Genomic DNA, 19,460 nt, shown 5'->3' with positions numbered 1-19,460 from the left:
GCGAATATAATGGCTTGGTTGCAAAATATGAAAGTAGCAAACAAAGTATTGATGCTTGTTATGCTAGCAGCAATCTTTTTGTCTGGCGTGGGCTGTGTTGGATACTACTATACGAACCAATTGGAGAAAAGCGGAGAAGCTCTTTATTATGAACGACTCATTCCAGTTCGTTTAGTAAATGATATACGAGCACATTCTCGTGCAAACGAAGCGATTGTGTATGCTCGTATTCTGACGAATGATCCAGTTCAGTCTCAAAAACTAGAGACTGAATTTACGGACCGGGTTCAAAAACTGAATGATGATGTTAAGAACTATGAAGCATTAGTTTTAACACCATATGAAAAAGAACGCTTGGCAGAATTTAAAGATTCACTTGCTGCGTATCGTTCGGAACGTGAGAAAACATTTGCGGCGTTGAGTAAAGGAGACAAAGCCGGGGCATACAACGCATTTAAAACGTATGCGCTGCCGCCTCTGGATAAAGTGAATGCATTACTTACGGACTTAGCTGCCTATAATGACAAATTGGCAAATGATTCAATTCAACAAATGAAAAGTGATAAAAGTGCGGCCAACGCTATGATTATTGGCATAACGATTTTTGCAGTCATTGCTGCGATTGCGTTTGGTTTACTCATTTCTCGCATGGTAGTGGCACCGATCAGAGAAATGCTTGGCTTGATGTCCCGAGCTGAACAAGGTGATTTGACCGTACGGAGCACGAATCAAGCGAAAGATGAAACGGGACTTTTATCGGATTCGTTCAACAAAATGGTAGAAGGTGTGAATCAGGTCGTTAAAGAAATTAATACGAGCGCGATGAATTTGGCAGCAAGTTCGGAACAAATCTCAGCTAGCACTCAGGAGATTGCGAGTGGTACCCAGCAACAAGTACAGTCGACGGAAACGATGCATGAGATGATGAATCAATTTACAGAGGCTGTCCAACAGGTTGCGCAAAACGCTGAACAAGCTGCGCTTAATTCGGAGTCAGCTGTTACGGTCGCAAATACGGGTGGACAAATTATCCATGGTACAATTGAAGCGATGCGTGTCATTGCGCAAAAAATTGAAGATTTATCTGGTAAATCAGATGCGATTGGTGAAATTATTGAAGTCATTGACGAGATTGCAGAACAAACAAACTTATTAGCACTTAATGCGGCGATTGAAGCGGCACGTGCTGGCGAAGCAGGCAAAGGATTTGCGGTTGTAGCGGATGAAGTACGTAAGCTTGCCGAGCGCAGTGGAAAGGCAACGAAAGAGATTGCTGATCTGATTGAATCGATTCAAAAGAACACCGCTGATTCAGTAGATTCTGTAAAGAGTGGGAATGAAAAAGCTGCGCAAGCAGGTGAATCATTTGAAGAGATTGTAAACGTCATTCGTCAGTCTGCGAATCGTGTAACGGAAATTGCCGCAGCGAGTGAACAACAGGCAGCTCAGGCAGCTGAGGTGCTCAAATCGGTTGAAAACATGGCGGCCGTCACAGAAGAGACATCGGCTGGTACGCAGCAAACGGCAGCTACAGCTAACGAGCTTGCGCGTATGTCGGAAACATTGAGCCAGTTAGTGGCCAAGTTTAAGGTATAAGGGTGTTTTTGTGAACCAGATGGATGTTAGGCAGTACACAATTAGAGATAAGCTAGATATTTGCCAAGTGCTTGATATTACAGGCGAAGTAGCGCGTTCTACTGGTTTTACCGACAAAGAAAGTCTTCTGCTTTGCCTTGCAGCAGAAGAGGCATGCACGAATGCGTATGAATACATGACCGAGAATGGTCAGGGAAACTTCCATATATATTGGCGGGTTTTCCCTGACCGTCTGGTGATGGAAGTAACAGAGCCGGGCGATTGTTTCTCCATTACGTTACGCCAAGAAACGAACGACCAGCCACGTGGACGAGGTATACAGTTAATTTTGAGTATTATGGATGAAGTGCGGTTGAACTTTACGCAGAGCAGCTTGTCCGTTGTGATGGAGAAACGCAAAGGAGAACACTGACATAATTGGGGGAAGGAGTGTTAGATGATGGTGATACAAGCTGGTGACGTGGCAATTTTACACTGGCAACAAGATGTACGGGTTGATACAGTAGACGCATTCAAGCAGGCGGTTTGGGAGTTGAAAGAGCAGGAGCAAAAACAACTCATTTTGGATTTACACGGTGTTCAGTATTTGAATAGTTTATCGCTCGGCATTATTTCGGAGGCGGTTGTTGGCGCACGCCGTCAGGGAAAAGAAATAGTGGTCGCAGGAATTGGTGAAACCGTGGCAGAGATCTTCAAGATCGTAAAGTTCCATAAGTTTATTCGTTTGTTTAAACAGCGTGAGGAGGCGTTCACCTATTTTTCACATGGACAACTCCAATCTTGATTCAGTACTAGAGAGAATAGCGGTTCGTGTAGTAAATGACTTAATTGAAGGGTTAATTATTACAGATCGAGATATGAATATTATCATGGTGAATCCCGCCTTTACGCGGATCACAGGATATGAATCACATGAAGTGATTGGCAAGAATCCACGCATGCTAAGTTCGGGACGTCATGATTCATTGTTTTATCGAAATATGTGGGAGTCGATCACTCACAAGGGATGCTGGCGAGGAGAGATCTGGAATCGTGATAAACATGGCAGAACATATTTACAGTATATTACGGTTACAGCCATGTCAGATGCAGATGGAAACGTGTTGAACTATGTAGCAGTATTACTTGATATTACAGAGTCTCGTCGGGCGGAAGAAAAACTAAAAAAAGAAATCTGGTTGGCACGCCAGGTACAGCGTGTCATGTTGAGTGAACCGATCGAGAATGAGCAGATTCGGATAAATGGGATCTATCGTCCATCTGAAGACCTTGGTGGAGATATGTACTGCTGGTATCGAATTGATCAGCATCGCTATGGTGTTATTATTATTGATGTAGCTGGACATGGGGTTTCCGCTTCGCTCGTAAGTTCGTCTATTCGATCACTGCTTCGCGGGATGATTGTTCGGCTGCAAACGCCTACGCTCGTAATGCAGGAACTGAACGATCAAATGTTTCGTTTGTTTAAGGAAAAAGAGCCAGAGGGTTTGTATAGTGGATTTTATTTCACGGCGATTTATTTGCTGATTGATACGAAGCAGCAAATGGTCTGGTATGCGAACGCAGGGCACACGCCTGGACGTGTCATCAATGATGAGGGAGACGTGTATATCCTCGATCAAGGATGTGTACCGATTGGCATGGTGCCGGACTTGCAAGTAGAAGAAGGGGTGTTCTCTTACACGTCATCGATGAAAATCGTTCTATTCACGGATGGACTTGTTGAGAAGCCTGGTACCTTTTTGTCGGAGTCGCTGGCCGATTTGGATGAACGAATAAAGCGGCATTATTTCTTGGATAACCAGTTGTTTGTTGAGAGCTTGCTGCATGAGCAGGTAGCGCAGATAGAATTAGAAGATGATATTTCGCTGGTTTCCATACAAGTATTTTCCGCGTAAAGCATGAGGTGAGGGAATGGAACAGCCTGTATCGGTTTCGTTTGCCTGGTTGGCTGGATTAATTTCGTTTTTTTCTCCGTGTGTGTTTCCGCTAATTCCAGCATATGTGACGCATTTAACAGGCGGGATGATTGAGCATGATCGGCTCGTTATTGAACGGCGTGTGCTGTTATTTCGCTCGCTGGCGTTTATTGTCGGATTCTCGATCGTGTTTGTTATGCTTGGTGCAGCCGCAAGCTATGTGGGGCAGTTCCTACAGATACATCGTACATTGTTTATGCAATTGAGTGGAATTATGATTGTGATTTTTGGCTTTCAGACGATTGGTTGGTTGCAGATGAACTGGCTGGTGCGCGAGAAGCGGTTTGACATGTCGCGTATTCAGAACGGATACTGGTTTTCTTCTTTGCTCCTCGGCATGGCATTTGCAGCTGGATGGACGCCATGTGTTGGTTGGGCATTATCCTCGATTCTTCTGTTGGCTGGGAATACAGCTACCGTTAACACCGGAATTTTTTTGCTGACCGTATATTCGCTCGGACTTGGTATTCCGTTTCTGTTGATTTCATTTGGCATGCTTTATTCGGTAAATGCGATTCGTCGCCTGAATCGCTGGATGCCTGTTGTTAAAAATGTAAGTGGCTTGATTTTGATTGGAATGGGTATTCTGATCTATACTGGACAATTGCAGCAGATTAGTGCATGGCTCACGTCTCTAGGATTGTTTATAGGCAGTTGAGAGTATGTACTGTATCATGTGATAGTAAAAGAGAGAAGAGCGGTTAACCCGCTCTTTTTTGTGCATTTTTTTACAAATCACTGCAACTATTTAACAGTTTCATTCGTAATAATTTAATGGAAAATTATTCTCGTATATGATAAAAATGAAAAAAAGGTCTACTTAGATAGTCCAAAAAGGAGGGGGGCAAACGATTGGAATTTCTTACACGATTTTCATTAAAGAACTCAGCAGCCGTCATTATCATTGTTGCTTTAATTACGCTGGGTGGAATTGTATCTGCTTTATCTCTCAAGGTTGAGAATATGCCGGATATTTCGTTTCCGGTTGTTGTAGTGGAGACTATTTACCCGAATGCATCTCCAGAAGATGTGCTAGACGATGTGACGAAGCCGCTTGAAAAAGCGGTAGATAAAATTGAAGGCATCAAGTACCTCAATACGATATCACGCGACAATGCTTCTGTACTTGTCATCATGCTGAATTCCGGTGTCGATGTCGATAAAGCACGCGATGAGGTAGAACGCAAAGTATCTGGAGTCAAGCTTCCAGTCGATGCAGAGCGTCCGCAGATTAGCACAGAAGGGTTTAGCTCAGAACCGATCTATTACATCTCAATTGCTCCTAAAAATGAGAGCGCTTCACCTGAATCACTCGATTCACTTATTACTGATACAATTAAGCCGGAGCTTGAGGGAATTACCGGGGTAGATAGCGTATCAGTAGTGGGCGATCGAATTCGCAAGGTTCGCATCTATCCAAAACTTGCTGCGCTCAACCAATATGGTTTTTCTGCTTCTCAATTCAAACAACTTGTCTTATCCAACCATGTCGGGATTCCGGCGGGAACGGTTAAAATTAATGGCGAAGACAATGCCGTCCGCGTATTGACGAAGTTTACCAACATAGAACAGATTCGCAATACCAAGTTGTTTCTGCCTGCGGGTATGAATGGCGGTTTTTCCTATGTCAAAATCGGGGACATTGCTGATGTTGAATTTGAAGTGAAGCAAGAGCACATCAGTTATTTGGATGGCAAGCCGGGGATTAGTCTACGTGTGTATAAATCACGGGAAGGTAATACCGTAGAAACGGGCAAACTCGTAACACAAAAACTTGAAGAGATGCGAAAGCGCTATCCAGACCTTCAGATCAAAACCGTATATGACTCCTCCGTTAACATCAAAAACTCTATCTCGGGCATGATGAATGAAGGGATCATGGGTGCTGTAATGGCGTCGATCATGATTCTGATTTTCCTTCGTAATATAAAATCAACCGTTATTGTACTTGTTTCCATACCGTTGTCTATTCTAGTCAGCTTGATTTTTATGAATTGGCTGGGCTTGACACTTAATATGATGACACTGTTCGGTATGGCCATTGCGGTCGGACGGGTTGTGGATGACAGTATTGTTGTAATCGAAAACATTTTCCGTCATCTGCAAATGAACCAGGTGCGAAATATAACGCTTATTCGTCTAGCTGCCAAAGAAGTGACGAATGCCATCACATCTTCTACGATTACGACGATTGCCGTTTTTGCCCCGATCGCATTCGTAAGTGGGATTGTAGGCGAGGTTTTTCGACCGTTTGCTATCACGGTTGTTTGTTCTTTACTTGCTTCCTTGCTTGTAGCGGTAACGGTCGTTCCGCTTATGACCAAGCTGTTGCTGCTTCGTTCTACAAAAGTGAAAGAACATAAACCGGGACGTCTTACGAATCTATACGTGAATTTACTTACCTGGTCACTTGGCCATAAGTTGCTGACGGTGGCGATTGCTCTTGTGTTATTTGTAGGCAGCTTTGGATTGGTTTCATTACTGAATGTTAGCATGTTTGGCGACTCTAAGCTTGGTATTATTCAGACACAGTTGACGATGCCGAAGGGGACAACACTTGAAGCAACCGCCTCTATGACAGATAAGTTACAGGCGGTGATGCAGAAGCATCCGGGGGTCGATTACATCGAAACGGTAATCGGAAGTAACGATCAAGCCAATAAGTCGGCCATGTTCATTATGCTTAAAGACAGTGCGGATGCAAATGCTGTGGTAAAAGCTTTTCGTCAAGAAACAGATCCGCTAATTCCAGCCGAAACAAAATTTGCGATCAATAAGATTAGCAATGGAGCCAATGAAGCTTATGAAGTTGTGCTGAATGGACCGAGCAAAGAAGCGTTGCAGGAAGCAGCTGAACAGGTTAAAGAACATATGAAACAAAACCCGGAGTTGTTCAATATAAATGACAATCTTTCGGATAAAAAATCAGAAGTTATTGTCCGGGTAGATCGAGACAAAGCGGCTGAGTGGGGGTTATCTCCATCTCAGATTAGCGGAGATATCAATAGTCTGGTCGGCGGCAATAAAATTGGCAAAATTAAAATTGATGAAGAAGAGTACGACTTTATGCTGGGCCTAAAAGAAGAAGATAGCAACTCCGTAGAAAAAATTAAGGGTATTCAGTTACGCACACCAGCTGGGCAGCAAGTGTTCCTCTCGGATATTGCAGATGTAAAAAAGGAGGATGCACCGGCTGAGATTATGCGTCGTGACAAAAAAGAATACATCTCAATTACAGCTGATATTGCATCGGCGAATAAAGAAGGCGTTAGTTCCGCAGAGAATGAGGCACTTAGAAAGCTTTCGCTTCCAGCAGGTGTTTCGATTTCATCTGGAGGCGTAAGTGAAGATATGCAGAAGAGCTTCACCGAGATGTTTTATGCGCTTGGTGCGGCTGTTGTCATGGTCTATATCGTAATGGTGATCGCATTTGGCAATGCGATGGCTCCGCTTTCCATTCTACTATCTCTTCCGCTGGCGGCAATTGGGGGACTTGTGGGGTTGTTTGTAACACGCTCAACTCTTGACTTAACCGCCTTGATCGGATTTTTGATGCTGATTGGAGTTGTGGTTACGAACGCCATTGTATACGTAGACCGTGTACAGCAGCAGCGGGAAGCGGGAATGCCGATTCGCGAGGCACTGCTGGAAGCAGGGGTTACGCGTTTGCGTCCGATTTTGATGACAGCGCTGGCTACAATTGTAGCACTACTCCCGCTTGGCTTGGGTGAAGTCAAAGGCTCATTGATGTCTCCTGGACTGGCAATCGTTGTAATCGGAGGTCTTACCACGTCGACCTTACTTACACTGGTTGTCGTGCCTGTCGGCTATGAAGCTCTGGATCGTCTCCGAGCAAAATTCCTACGAAAGAATAAGAGTGGAGAAGGACATATACCGGATCAGGATGTGGAGCAGAGTGTATAGAAAAGAGGGGAGCGCAGGCATGAAACGAAAAGCGATTTATATAGGAATCGCCTGTGTGCTGGCGATGTCAGCCATAACTGGGTGTGGGCAATCTAAAGAAGCAAGTGTAACAACAGGCGGTGCTGCGCAAAATGCAAAGGTTGTAACAGTAAGTGTCGCTGACGTTAAACAAGGAAGTGTTATGCCGGGGGATAAATTACTTGGTGAGATTTCTCCGAAAACAACCGTAAGCATTACATCGAAGCTATCAGGTACGGTTGTATCTGTACCGGTAAAAAAAGGGCAGTATGTAGAGAAGGGACAGATCATTGCGAAACTTGATCAAACGGATTATCTTCTCGGCGTAAAGCAAGCAGAGGCGGCGGTACGTACGGCTCAGGCAGGTCTTGCCCAGGCACAGGTGTCAGTAGATAGTGCAAAGGCATCGCTGGACCAAGCGAAAACAGCTTATAAGATTAAAGAAGCCGGACAGACCTCATCTGAGATCGCCAAACAAAATGTAGAGATTGCTCAGCAGAACTATGATCGTCTGCGCAGTCTGGTGGCGGCAGGGGCAGCCTCTCCTTCGCAGCTTGATACAGCAGAAGCACAGCTTCTACAGGCGAAAAGCACCCTGAATCAGTCTGCTCAGGGAGATGTGCAGAGCAAAGGAGCCATTACAACGGCATCCGCTGCACTAAATCAAGCGCAGGTTAGCCTGAATAAAACATCGAAGGCAGCTGTTCAGCAGGCGCAGGTAGGATTGGAAAAAGCCAGAACAGCGCTTCGTGATACCGTTATTACCGCCCCGGCTAGCGGAGTGCTGGCGACGCTAGCGTTTGAAGAAGGGGAAGTGGTGGGGATACAGCAGGAGATGGCAAGCATTATTAGTGTAAACCCTGTGATCGTTAAAATTAATGTATCCGAATCAGCGATTCCAAAGTTCAAACTGGGGATGCCGCTTGATGTAGAGATTCCGGCTCTGAAAACAAACGTAAAAGCATCTGTTACATACACAGGTCAGCAGGCAGATAAGCAGTCTAAAATGTTTCCGGTCGAGCTTCAGATTCCAAATTCGGACGGCAGATTGCTTCCAGGTATGAAAGTGAACGTATTGACTCAAAATATGGATAGTAAATCTGGCTTGCTTGTCCCAACCGAAGCGATTATAGAGAAGGATGGGAAGAAGTACGTGTATGTTATCGAAGGAAACCGTGCAGTTAAACGCGATATTAGTACGGCAGAAGGCGATTCTAATCATGTTATTGTTGTAAACGGCTTAAAAGCCGGGGAAAAAGTTGCGATAAAAGGACAGGCGCAGCTGCGGGATCAGGCTGCGGTCAAAGTTGTTCAATAACAGGAAGAAGCCGAAATAAGCGGGGCAGAAAACGTTACTGGCCCCGCTTTTGTTTTGACAGGGATGATGATGTGCGGCATGTACAGCCGTCTCTTTTTTCGATATAATTATGTCTCATGAGACGAGACAGTTCTCTTGACATTCTATTATAGAAAAGAGCGTGTTCCGAAGTGGAAGTATCACTTATTATTCCCGCATATAATGAGGAGAAGCGGATTACGCATACACTTGAGATGGTCATGCCGTTCATGGATCGCCATTTTACTGAATATGAAGTCATTGTGGTTGATGATGGTAGCTCCGATCAAACGGTCACAGTTGTTCAGGCATTCGGTCATCCGCATTTGCAAGTTGTTTCACTGATAACGAATAGAGGCAAGGGTATGGCGCTTAAACACGGCATGTTACTTGCTCAGGGGAAATATATATTCTTTATGGATGCTGATCTGCCGTATTCATTAGAAAGTATTCGGGAAGCGTTGCGTGTGTTTGATAGAGAGAAAGCAGACCTCGTGATCGGCGGGCGTGATTTGTATGCAGAACAGTTCGATGTACCGTATCCGCTGTCGCGAAAAATTGCATCTGCCGTTTTTTCTCTGTTTATTAACACTGTTTTATGTCTTCAGATTCCAGATACGCAGTGCGGATTCAAAGGATTTACGCGTGCTGCAGTCCAGAAAATTTTCCCGCAGCTTACCATACAGGGCTTCGGATTTGATTTTGAGATGTTGTTTTTGGCTCGCAAATATGACTACAAGATTGAAAGGATTCCTGTGAACTTATGTCACTCGGATGATTCTAAGGTTCATATCGTCAAAGATTCTTGGAAAATGTTTCGGGATGCACTTCAAGTGCGTATGAATGACTGGAATGGTGTGTACACTGCATTGAAAGAAGTCAGTCATGAAGGGTAACGTACTGAAGTTGGCTGCAGGGATTGGGATCACGTGTGTATTCTTGTTTTTAGCTTATCAAAATCTTGGACAGCTTCATTTTGCGCGTATCATTCACTATCCCGTTCATTATTTCTATGTCCTTCTTGCCGTGTTTGCTTTCGGCGTAAGTCAGTGGTTCCGAGCGCTGTCGTGGAGTCGAGGTATGGCAACAACTATTCCGCTTCGACATATGTTCGCATCTGTCTGTATGGGAACAGGTGCGAATATGTTGCTGCCTTTTCGGATTGGAGAAATTGTTCGTGTTGTCACCACTGGCCGTGCGGTCAAACAATACGGAATCATCAGTGTGAATCTTGTTTTGGAACGTCTGCTTGATGTGTGCATTCTTGTACTGCTTGCTGTCAGCGCAGCGTTTTTTATTCCGTTTGAAGCGGAAGTGCAAGAGAAGCTTCGGCTCATTCGGAATATATTGCTCGTCGGTATGATAGTGGGGAGCATTGTACTTATACTCGCTGTGCGTTTTCGCCAGGTGTGGACTACATCCATGCGCCTGCCAGGTGTTTTACGTAGGCTTGTCTTGATACTTGAGCAGGTGAAGTTGTTGCAGTCACCACTGGCCGGCATTCGTACGTTATTCTATCTGGGTTGCAGTTGGGGTTGTGTGTATTTGTCAGCAGTGGCAGGAGTAATGGCGGTTGGCGTACAAGGACATACTGCATGGACCGCCAGTCTGGTTGTCATTGTGATGACAAATCTAATTATGCTGATCCCATCTGCACCGGGAGGAATCGGCGTATTTCAGTATGCGTGTGTCTATTCGCTGTCGCTGTTTGCGATTCCGACATTTAAGGTGGCAATTCTGGCTGTTTTGCTGCATCTCGTACAGTATGTAGCTATTGTTCCACTAAGCGGGTACTATTTTGTACGTGATGGCTTCTCTGTCAAGGAGATGTATCGAAATGCGATGAGACAGCAGGAGAAGACAGGTGCATGATTGCCCTGTCTTTTTTGTATGAAGGGAGAACTTCGTATGGCAGATGGAAACCGTAAGCAATCACCAGTTTGGACATTCTTCTGGCTTACATTTAGTACAGCCATGCTGCTAAAGTACGGGTATACAGGTTGGAATTATTACCCTACGATTGATGATTGGATACAGTATGGGCTATACCGCATGTATGATGATAAATACCATGAGATTTTTTTACACTTAACGTACCATACTCGGCCGCTAGCCTCGCTTGCAGACCTGTATGTATGGGGGACATTTTGGCCAAATTTGGCGTTTCCGCTGTTTGTTATGACAGCTATGCATACAGCTAGCTGTTATTTGCTGTATCGGATTTTTAGGAAAGTTGGCCTTCCGTTCGGGATTTTGTCGGCAGTGTTATTTGGTCTTCTGCCGGTAGGGAGTGAAGCAACATACTGGTTATCGGCTTCGACCAGGCTTGTTGTCGGCATGTTTTTGATGCTTATATCGCTAGTCTTTCTAATAGAAGCTCTTGAAAAAAACAGAAAAGCAGGTTATTTGATTGGGTTCTTTTTGTTTCAATTGCTATCGTTCGGGATGTACGAGCAAATCATTGCATTAGGAGCGGCTTCATCCTGTTTGATTTTACTCTGGAAAAAGAGATGGATGTGGCTTTTGCTGCCGATTAGTAATGTATGTATAATTGCTGGATACTATGTGATATGTAAAGCTGGAGGAAACGTTGAAGAGCGGGGGCAGACGGTAGCAGCTGATCGCCTCTTGAATCATGTGGGTGGTGTGTTTCATCAATTTTATACGATTATGATTGATGTGCATGGTGAGTTTTATTCCAGGGGATTTGTGAACAGTTTGCATGTACTTAGAGAGCATCATTCGTATTTTTATATTCTTGCGATTTTGTTTGTTTCAGTAGGAATCGGCTGGCTGGCGTATCGCCTGCTTTGGGATACGGAGCCATCTGGAAGAAGACGAGCAATGCAGGCAGGACTTGGGATAATCTTAACTGTGATTCCACTTGCTCCGTTTTTTATCCTAAATGACACTGGACTTGCTCTGCGGAATGTTTTTCCTTCTTTTATCGGGATTGTACTTCTATTGGAAATGGCATTCCGGCTTCTGCTGAGAAAGCGAGCTGTATATGGAGCGGTAACAGGCCTGCTTGTGTTTGTGTTTCTAGTGATTCATGTAGGAGAAGTGACGGATTATCAGAAGGTGAGTGAGGCAGACCGACATATGGTACAGCAGATAGTAGCGGCAGCTGAACCAACTGGGGAATTCAGGTATGGAAGCTCGGTGTATTTATTTGGAGCTAAAGAACAGCTTGTTCCGGTCAGTGTATCGTTTCTTAATCATGTACGTAGTTCAACCGCGTACGACTGGTCACTCTATGGTGCCATCCGTGCGATCGGAGCCAACCGCCAGTATCCATCGGTAACGCAAGTGCTAGAGAATAGAGCGGTACCTTTATCAACTGCGAATATGGAAACAGGACTTCTGCTTGGCTTAGAGCAGGATGGGAGTGTTGCGGTTTTGCACTCTAAGAGAAAAATAACGGGAAACTACGAACTCATTCGTCCAGATGGTACATACTTCGGTATGTATGATACATCTCATCAAGTATTTACACGTCAATAATCAATTATAGGAAAGTTTGTAAATACGATATAATAAGATAGGATGGCTTGCTCGCTATTTAAAGAAAGGATGTTGCGGTGTTTCAATGAAGATCATACGAATAATAAAAATCTTATTTCTTACGCTTGTGCTTGTCGTAGTGGGAGGAGGGGCATATTATGCGTATTCCTTCTACTCTTTTACTTCGAAAATTCATAATCCAGCTGCTGCAACTTCACTACCAGAGTGGACGGGAACAGAGCGTGTCAATGTCTTGCTGCTTGGCGTAGATAAGCGAGAGAAGGAAGAGACAACACGTTCTGACTCGATGATGATTGCTAGCATTGATCCGACAACGAAGAAGGCACATCTTTTCTCTGTGCTGCGTGACTCATGGGTAGACATTCCTGGGCACCGTAAAAATCGAATCAACAGCGCATATGAGCTGGGGGGACCTGAACTGACAGCTGAAACGGTAGAAGAGCTGACAGGCATGCCTATTCAGTATTATGTAGTGACAGATTTTCAGGGATTTGAGAAAGTCGTTGATGCACTTGGTGGCATCGATATGTATGTAGAAAAAGACATGGAGTATTATTTGTACGAAGACCATGGATATTACGATATTGTGCTAAAAAAAGGGCAGCAGCATCTTGATGGTCGGAAGGCATTGCAGTATGTGCGTTTTCGCCACGATAAAATGGGAGACTTCACACGTACGGAGCGCCAGCGTAATTTTATGAAGGCAATGGCAGAAAAAGCGAAAAGTAGTACCAGTCTACTGCGTATTCCGAGCGTGTTAGAGGCAGTCTCACCGTATGTGACAACTAACATGACATCAAGTGATATGCTGCGTCTTGCTAACCTTGGATATAAAATTGACTGGAGTACGGTCGAGTCAGATCAGATTCCGCCAGCTAATATTTTGCGTGAAAAGCGCGTGAACGGAGCACAAGTAATTGATCCACGTAAAGAGCGGACGCAAAAGTACTTACGTGAGCTTCTAAACGGAGAAACGGGGAATGAAGAGCAAACGAAAAATCAGTAATAGGGGAGATTTTATGCAGGAGAAATTTACGGATTACTTATTGCGTTCTGGACAGGAATATTGGGAACGTTACTTGCATCATCCGTTTGTGCAGGGAATTGGTGATGGCACGCTTGATACAGCAGCATTTCGCTACTATATGTGCCAGGATTACGTGTATTTAATTGATTATGCAAAGCTGTATGCCTATGGCGTTATTAAGGCACGTGATTTGCATACGATGGAGCTATTCTCTACGGTGACAGAGGGGCTCCTCCATACTGAGATGGAACTGCACCGCCAATATGCGGCCCGGTTCGGCATTACCCGGGAAGAATTAGAGCAGACAGAGTCTGCTCCGATGAATCTGGCTTATACGAAATACATGCTTTCTGTAGCGCAGACAGGCTCGCTGGCAGAGCTTGTTGCCTGCCTTCTGCCATGCATATGGGGATATGCTCATATTGGAAAGCGCCTGGCAGAAGCGGGCCTACCAGAGTCACAGCCACTGTACCACGACTGGATTCGGATGTATGCGTCTGAAGAAATGGATGAGATGGCGGGTCAGATGGCGGCGCTTATGGATGAGCTTGCATCAGGAATATCGGCGACAGAACGCCAGGTGCTGGAAAAACATTTTATTACTACAACTAAATTTGAGTACATGTTTTGGGAAATGGCTTATCATCGGCAAGCATGGCCGATTTAAGTGATAGAAAGTAGAGGGAAAAGCGCCGATTTGGCGCTTTTTTGGTGAATATCTACCAAATTATTTGAATTTGTTCTTGAACTTGAGTGCTAAATGCCGATATAAATAAGAGACAGGTTAAAAGTTAACCAATAATTACGTAGAGAAATAGGGGATGTCAAATGGATTTAGCCTCGATTGTAGGGATTCTCATAGCTCTGGTTGCGGTCGTCTTCGGATTTACTCATGATGGAGGAACGTTAAACCTTCTATGGAGTGTGTCCTCATTTGTGCTCGTTATCGGTGCAACTCTTGGTGCGGTATCAGTATCGGTTTCACTGGCAGAAGCAAAAAGTATTCCAAAATTACTAAAAAAAATTTTTAACGATCAAAAAATGGATTACGTAGGTCTGGTCAATCAAATGGAAGATCTAGCAGGAAAGGCACGTCGTGAAGGGCTGCTTTCATTGGAGCAGGAGATTGAACAGATTGATAACCCGTTCATTTCACGAGGACTCCGCAGTGCCATTGATGGGGTAGATCAGTCTGTTATTGGAGAAATGCTTGAATACGACATCTCAGCGATGGAAGCTCGTCATGCACGTGGGGCAAAAATCTTTGAGAATGCCGGAGGCTATTGTCCGACAATTGGGATCATGGGTACCGTTATGCACATGGTAGTAATCATGACGCATCTAAACCAACCAGAAGCACTTGGTCCGATGATCAGTGCGGCATTTCTTGCCACATTGTACGGGGTAGGATTTGCTAACTTGCTCTTCTTCCCTTTTGCCGAGAAGCTGAAAGGTAAGTCTAAAGATGAAGTGCTTTATCTTACGATTGCGTTGGAAGGCATCATCGGCGTACAGCAAGGGATGAATCCGGTAGCACTCCGGGAGAAACTGCTTGTATTCCTGTCTGAAGGTGCACGTAATATTACAGGCGGTGATCAGATCAATGTCCAGAAAGAAGCAGAAGCATGAGGGGCACGTTAATCTAGAGCGCTGGCTCGTTTCCTATGCTGACTTTATGACGCTATTATTCATTGTGTTTTTGGTTTTGTTTTCTATGAGCGCAGTCGATGCTTCAAAATTTCAGGCGCTAAAGGAATCTTTCTCTACCATTACGGGTTCGGGTGCATCGGTAGTCATGCCGGCTCCAGGTTCTACCCAGACTCCGACAGTTAATATAAACACGGGTAAGACGAAGCAAAAAAACGAGGTTGCAGCTGAGCAGGAGAAGTTTGAGGACGTGAAAGAAAAAGTTCAGCAGTATGCGAAGGCAAAAGGCATTGATAAAGACGTCAAGGTTAAAGTTGACCAGAATGGAATTAAAATGACGTTTACAGGCACGGTTTTGTTTGAGAACGGAAAAGCCGATCTACAGCCGGAAGCAGTAGGAATTATCAAGGATATATTTACAATTCTTGGTACGGTTGATAATCCGATTCGGGTTGAAGGACATACAGATAACGTTCCGATTCATACACCACAGTTTCCATCTAACTGGGAGCTATCTACGATGCGAGCGAGTAATCTTGTTCGTTATAGTATTGAGCAGTTTAAGGTTTCGCCGCAGCGCTTGTCTGCAGCTGGATATGGTGAATTCCATCCGGTTGCTCCTAATGATTCGGCGGAGAATCGTGCGAAAAATCGTCGGGTAGAAATTATGGTTTTAAGTACAGCAGCGGCTAAAGCAGATGCTCAGAAGCCGGGTAGCGATGAACTGAAATAAGAATTACAGCATTCTATAACAATTATTCGTAATAAGCTGTTCCTTTAAGGGGGGCAGCTTATTATTTTTTTGAAATGAAAAAAATGGTTCATTCTCCTTGTCTATCCGTTGTACAATAGAAGAAAATATTTCCGATATACGTAGTAGTAGAAAGAATAATGTCGAATTTTGTGCCTGTTGTACGGATTTCTTGTATTTTGAAGGGGAGAGAGGGTAGGACAATGAAACGAATGAGTTGCTGGATGGGGATGTTCCTTTTTCTCTTGTTTGGATTGGCGTCGGTTGTACAGGCTGCATCAGCGCCGGATATTCAACTTTGGATTAATGGAAAAAAAATAAGCTCCGCTGTACCCCCGCAAATGGTAAATGACCGGACGCTTGTACCTGTATACGTGGTAAAAGATGCGATGGGAATGAATGTAGGGTGGGACAGTAAAAGCCAGCGTGTGACCATTGCAGGAAACGACAAAAAAATTGAACTGGTCATTAATTCTAAGAAAGCAAAGGTTAATGGTTCAACACGTACGCTTGATGTAGCTCCTGTGATTATTTCAGATCGTACATTTTTGCCGTTTCGTTCAGTTGGGGAACTTCTCGGCATGAATGTGGACTGGGATAGCAAAACAAAAAGCGTGCATCTAACAAATGCAACATCCGAAAAAGTGGACAAGCCGACTTCGGTTGTAACACCGCCGAAGCCAGTTGCAAAAGTAGCGTCTATTACGGGAATTAAGCAGACGACGCAAGGTTTTATGATTGCGACGGATGCAAAAGTAGAGGCTAAAACATTCACTATGAGTACACCGAATCGGATTGTGATGGACTTGGAGAAGGCGAAGCTTAATCTGCAAGGTGGATCAGTGTCGAATGGGCAGCAGTTTGATACCATTGTCAAAACGGTTCGCTATAGTCAGTTCGCACCCGAACAGGTTCGAGTGGTGGTGGAACTAGATGGGAAAGCAAGCTACAAGGTGACGCCGAGTGGTAACAATCTGCAGCTTGCGATTACAGAGATTTCGCGAAATCCTAAGCCGTCACCTACACCTACACCGCCACCTGTGGTTACACCGCCGAAGGATGAGCCGGATCAAGGAACGGTTGAACCTACTCCTGCTCCGGTTCCAATTGTACCTTTAGCAACGAAAGATAAAGTGAAAATTGTGCTTGATGCCGGACACGGGGGAAAAGATTCGGGAGCAGTAGGGAATGGATTGCAAGAAAAAGATTTGACGCTTGGCATGGCGCAGAAACTAGCTGATCTTCTTCGGAATGATAGCAAGTTTGAGCTTGTGATGACGCGTGAAGGAGATACATATCCAACCCTGCAAGACCGGGCGAATCTAGCTAATAAGGAACAGGCTGATCTATTCATGTCGATTCATATTAACTCCGGTCCAGCTACAGCAACGGGAACGGAAACGTATTATTATGCAGGAGGAAGTGGCAAAGATTATGCCACTATCGTGCATAAACATCTGCTTAAAGCCACCGGGGCTCTTGATCGTAAAGTACGCACCGCCAATTTTTACGTGATTAAGTATACAAAAATGCCTTCCATCCTGGTGGAAATCGGATTTATCACCAATGCTTCAGAAGCGGCGAAAATGAAGGATGAGGATTTCCAGCAAGGGGTTGCTGACAGTTTGTATACAGGTATTAAGGAATATGTGAATACGCATTAAATTAAGAAAGCCAGCCCTGTGTAGTGCAGAGCTGGCTTTCTTATCGTTTTTTCATCTATACAGGTGTATGACGTATAATGGGAATATAGAAAAGAGGGATGTACATGATTATCGGGACAGGAATTGATATTGTAGAACTTCCGCGCATTCAGAAGATCATTGAGCGGCAGGAGCACGCATTTGTGCAGCGGGTGCTAACGGTGCGAGAACAAGAAGCGATGCCAGAAGCACCAGGACGCCGTACTGAATACATTGCCGGACGATTCGCAGTAAAAGAAGCGATTTCTAAAGCGCTTGGCACAGGAATTGGTGGGGTTGTGTCCTTTCATGATATGGAGATCATACCGGACGCAAGTGGACGCCCGATTGCGCATATTACGGAACGAGTGCTGCGAGAGGTTACGGGCACAAGTGAATGTCGGTGTCATATCTCGCTTACGCATAGTCGGGAATACGCAGCTGCACAGGCAATTTTGGAGATATAGATGACTTGTCTGCATATCAAGTATAAGCAGGACATACATATAAATTGCGGGTTAGGAGGGAACAAAGCATGTACGTGGTGAGCACGCAGCAAATGCGTGACATGGATCGCTTCACCATCGAGCATATCGGCATTCCGGGCTTTGTGTTGATGGAAAATGCAGGGGCAGCCGTTGCGCGGGAAATCAGCAGGCGCTGGTCAGAAGGAATGGTCGTCATTCTGGCAGGACCGGGCAATAATGGCGGTGACGGGCTTGTGATTGCCCGGCATTTAGCTAATGCGGGACGTGATGTACGTCTCTGGCTGGTAGGAGATAAGGCTAAGCGGAGTCAGGAGTTTGGCCAGCAGCTACGTATACTGGACAACTGTGGATATCGGTATGGGCACTGGCGGGAGCATAAAGAAGCGTGCGCAGCAGAGTTAGGACAGGCAGCTGTTATTGTAGATGCGCTGCTTGGGATCGGGACAAAAGGCAGCGAGTTGCGAGAGCCGTATGTTAGCATTGGGCATGCTGTGAATGCGTCAAAGTCTCCTGTGATAGCAGTTGATATCCCAACTGGTATTAATAGCGATACAGGGGAGGCTGCGAATGGAGCTATTCGTGCAGATGTAACGGTTGCGTTTGCTTGTCTGAAATGGGGGCATGTTCTCTATCCAGGTGCTGATTACTGCGGTGAAAGTGTACTGGCTGATATCTCCATTCCAGAACGAGCGGCATCGGCTGTGCAGGCGCGTGATGTCTGGTTGGCAGATTCAGAGATAAGACGGCTACTTCCGCCACGTCCTCGTTTCTCGCACAAAGGAACATACGGTCATGCGCTTATTCTTGCCGGGTCACGAGAGATGACAGGGGCTCCTGTGCTGACCGCATCTGCTGGCTTGCATACTGGTTGTGGATTATTGACGCTAGCGGTTCCAGAATCTGCGCTCGCGGCGGTAACGGCCCAGATTAGTGAAACAGTTTTTTGGGCGATACCGGAAGAAAGTGGTCACTTTGCCTCTGACAGTGTAGAGAGCATACGCGAACGACTGCAGTCCTTTGATGTGGTCGCAGTTGGACCGGGAATTGGGACTTGGTCGGGAGGAGTTCGCTGGCTTGCGGATGTGATTGCTGCGATCAATGTGCCGCTTATTCTGGATGCTGATGCTTTGAATCTGTTAGCCGATGATTTGTCGATTCTTGCTCAGAAGCGAAGCGACATTGTCCTTACCCCACATCCAGGAGAGATGGGGCGGTTGTGCGGCTGTTCGACAGCGGAGGTCGAAAAGAATCGTCCGTATTATGCCCGTATGCTGGCGCAGCGATACGGTGTGTATGTCGTCCTCAAAGGGGCTTATACGCTGCTTGCATCGCCGTCTGGTCAATTAGTGGTTAATCCGACCGGTAGTGCCGCGCTTTCAAAAGGCGGTAGTGGGGATGTTTTGACGGGGATGATTGCTGGATTCATTGCACAGACGCGTAATACTGAAGCTGGAATAAGATTGGCTGTGTACTTGCATGGCCGAGCC

General features: G+C 45.2%; 17 protein-coding genes (1 of these 17 cut by a window edge). All 17 read left to right on the top strand.

Annotated elements, in window-relative coordinates; all coding sequences use genetic code 11:
• The first annotated feature begins 9 nt into the window (after window positions 1–9).
• Window positions 10–1,596: a methyl-accepting chemotaxis protein gene (locus PO771_RS17425; protein ID WP_272560901.1), complete on the top strand. Its 1,587-nt coding sequence runs from the start codon at window positions 10–12 to the stop codon at window positions 1,594–1,596.
• Window positions 1,597–1,615: 19 nt separating this feature from the next.
• A complete protein-coding gene (locus PO771_RS17420) occupies window positions 1,616–2,008 on the top strand; it encodes an ATP-binding protein (protein WP_272563203.1) in 393 nt (130 codons plus the stop codon).
• Between the two features lie 24 nt (window positions 2,009–2,032).
• A complete protein-coding gene (locus PO771_RS17415) occupies window positions 2,033–2,380 on the top strand; it encodes an STAS domain-containing protein (protein ID WP_272560900.1) in 348 nt (115 codons plus the stop codon).
• Complete coding sequence (locus tag PO771_RS17410) at window positions 2,361–3,494, top strand: PP2C family protein-serine/threonine phosphatase (RefSeq protein WP_272560899.1); 1,134 nt, start codon at window positions 2,361–2,363, stop codon at window positions 3,492–3,494. The genes PO771_RS17415 and PO771_RS17410 overlap by 20 nt, the downstream gene beginning before the upstream one ends.
• 16 nt (window positions 3,495–3,510) lie before the next feature.
• Entirely contained in the window at window positions 3,511–4,233 is a 723-nt protein-coding gene (locus tag PO771_RS17405; protein ID WP_272560898.1) for a cytochrome c biogenesis CcdA family protein, read from the top strand.
• A gap of 194 nt (window positions 4,234–4,427) precedes the next feature.
• Window positions 4,428–7,499 (top strand): efflux RND transporter permease subunit, encoded by a 3,072-nt coding sequence (locus tag PO771_RS17400; RefSeq protein ID WP_272560897.1) that lies wholly within the window; start codon window positions 4,428–4,430, stop codon window positions 7,497–7,499.
• 19 nt (window positions 7,500–7,518) lie between these two features.
• Window positions 7,519–8,835 carry an efflux RND transporter periplasmic adaptor subunit gene (locus tag PO771_RS17395; RefSeq protein ID WP_272560895.1) on the top strand — a complete coding sequence of 439 codons (1,317 nt, stop codon included), beginning with the start codon at window positions 7,519–7,521 and terminating at the stop codon, window positions 8,833–8,835.
• A 170-nt stretch (window positions 8,836–9,005) separates the two neighbouring features.
• On the top strand, window positions 9,006–9,749 hold the full coding sequence (locus PO771_RS17390; RefSeq protein ID WP_272560893.1) for a dolichyl-phosphate beta-glucosyltransferase: 744 nt from the start codon (window positions 9,006–9,008) through the stop codon (window positions 9,747–9,749).
• A complete protein-coding gene (locus PO771_RS17385; RefSeq protein ID WP_272560892.1) occupies window positions 9,739–10,725 on the top strand; it encodes a lysylphosphatidylglycerol synthase transmembrane domain-containing protein in 987 nt (328 codons plus the stop codon). The genes PO771_RS17390 and PO771_RS17385 overlap by 11 nt, the downstream gene beginning before the upstream one ends.
• 36 nt (window positions 10,726–10,761) lie before the next feature.
• Window positions 10,762–12,357: a hypothetical protein gene (locus tag PO771_RS17380; protein WP_272560891.1), complete on the top strand. Its 1,596-nt coding sequence runs from the start codon at window positions 10,762–10,764 to the stop codon at window positions 12,355–12,357.
• A gap of 85 nt (window positions 12,358–12,442) precedes the next feature.
• Entirely contained in the window at window positions 12,443–13,384 is a 942-nt protein-coding gene (locus tag PO771_RS17375) for an LCP family protein (RefSeq protein WP_272560890.1), read from the top strand.
• A gap of 13 nt (window positions 13,385–13,397) precedes the next feature.
• Window positions 13,398–14,072: a thiaminase II gene (gene tenA, locus PO771_RS17370; protein WP_272560889.1), complete on the top strand. Its 675-nt coding sequence runs from the start codon at window positions 13,398–13,400 to the stop codon at window positions 14,070–14,072.
• 161 nt (window positions 14,073–14,233) lie between these two features.
• Window positions 14,234–15,034, top strand: a complete 801-nt coding sequence (locus tag PO771_RS17365; RefSeq protein ID WP_272560888.1) for a motility protein A — start codon at window positions 14,234–14,236, stop codon at window positions 15,032–15,034.
• Window positions 15,009–15,785 (top strand): flagellar motor protein MotB, encoded by a 777-nt coding sequence (locus tag PO771_RS17360; RefSeq protein WP_272560887.1) that lies wholly within the window; start codon window positions 15,009–15,011, stop codon window positions 15,783–15,785. The genes PO771_RS17365 and PO771_RS17360 overlap by 26 nt, the downstream gene beginning before the upstream one ends.
• 221 nt (window positions 15,786–16,006) lie before the next feature.
• Window positions 16,007–17,467, top strand: coding sequence for an N-acetylmuramoyl-L-alanine amidase family protein (locus PO771_RS17355; RefSeq protein WP_272560886.1), 1,461 nt, complete (start codon window positions 16,007–16,009; stop codon window positions 17,465–17,467).
• Between the two features lie 104 nt (window positions 17,468–17,571).
• Complete coding sequence (acpS, locus tag PO771_RS17350) at window positions 17,572–17,952, top strand: holo-ACP synthase (RefSeq protein ID WP_272560885.1); 381 nt, start codon at window positions 17,572–17,574, stop codon at window positions 17,950–17,952.
• 68 nt (window positions 17,953–18,020) lie between these two features.
• On the top strand, window positions 18,021–19,460 hold the 5' portion of the coding sequence (locus PO771_RS17345; protein WP_272560884.1) for an NAD(P)H-hydrate dehydratase. Its footprint extends 129 nt past the window's final position; the window shows 1,440 of its 1,569 coding nt (coding positions 1–1,440); its start codon is at window positions 18,021–18,023; the stop codon falls past the right edge of the window.

The sequence above is a fragment of the Aneurinibacillus uraniidurans genome, from assembly GCF_028471905.1.
In the GTDB taxonomy this organism is placed as follows: Bacteria; Bacillota; Bacilli; order Aneurinibacillales; family Aneurinibacillaceae; genus Aneurinibacillus; species Aneurinibacillus uraniidurans.
Note: the sequence above shows the minus strand (reverse complement) of the source record. Positions and strands in the feature narration are given on the sequence as shown.

Coding starts and splice junctions, on each gene's coding strand:
- PO771_RS17425 (WP_272560901.1), top strand. CDS start 10: ATGGCTTGGTTGCAAAATATGAAAGTAGCAAACAAAGTATTGATGCTT.
- PO771_RS17420 (WP_272563203.1), top strand. CDS start 1,616: ATGGATGTTAGGCAGTACACAATTAGAGATAAGCTAGATATTTGCCAA.
- PO771_RS17415 (WP_272560900.1), top strand. CDS start 2,033: ATGATGGTGATACAAGCTGGTGACGTGGCAATTTTACACTGGCAACAA.
- PO771_RS17410 (WP_272560899.1), top strand. CDS start 2,361: ATGGACAACTCCAATCTTGATTCAGTACTAGAGAGAATAGCGGTTCGT.
- PO771_RS17405 (WP_272560898.1), top strand. CDS start 3,511: ATGGAACAGCCTGTATCGGTTTCGTTTGCCTGGTTGGCTGGATTAATT.
- PO771_RS17395 (WP_272560895.1), top strand. CDS start 7,519: ATGAAACGAAAAGCGATTTATATAGGAATCGCCTGTGTGCTGGCGATG.
- PO771_RS17385 (WP_272560892.1), top strand. CDS start 9,739: ATGAAGGGTAACGTACTGAAGTTGGCTGCAGGGATTGGGATCACGTGT.
- PO771_RS17380 (WP_272560891.1), top strand. CDS start 10,762: ATGGCAGATGGAAACCGTAAGCAATCACCAGTTTGGACATTCTTCTGG.
- PO771_RS17375 (WP_272560890.1), top strand. CDS start 12,443: ATGAAGATCATACGAATAATAAAAATCTTATTTCTTACGCTTGTGCTT.
- tenA (WP_272560889.1), top strand. CDS start 13,398: ATGCAGGAGAAATTTACGGATTACTTATTGCGTTCTGGACAGGAATAT.
- PO771_RS17365 (WP_272560888.1), top strand. CDS start 14,234: ATGGATTTAGCCTCGATTGTAGGGATTCTCATAGCTCTGGTTGCGGTC.
- PO771_RS17360 (WP_272560887.1), top strand. CDS start 15,009: ATGTCCAGAAAGAAGCAGAAGCATGAGGGGCACGTTAATCTAGAGCGC.
- PO771_RS17355 (WP_272560886.1), top strand. CDS start 16,007: ATGAAACGAATGAGTTGCTGGATGGGGATGTTCCTTTTTCTCTTGTTT.
- acpS (WP_272560885.1), top strand. CDS start 17,572: ATGATTATCGGGACAGGAATTGATATTGTAGAACTTCCGCGCATTCAG.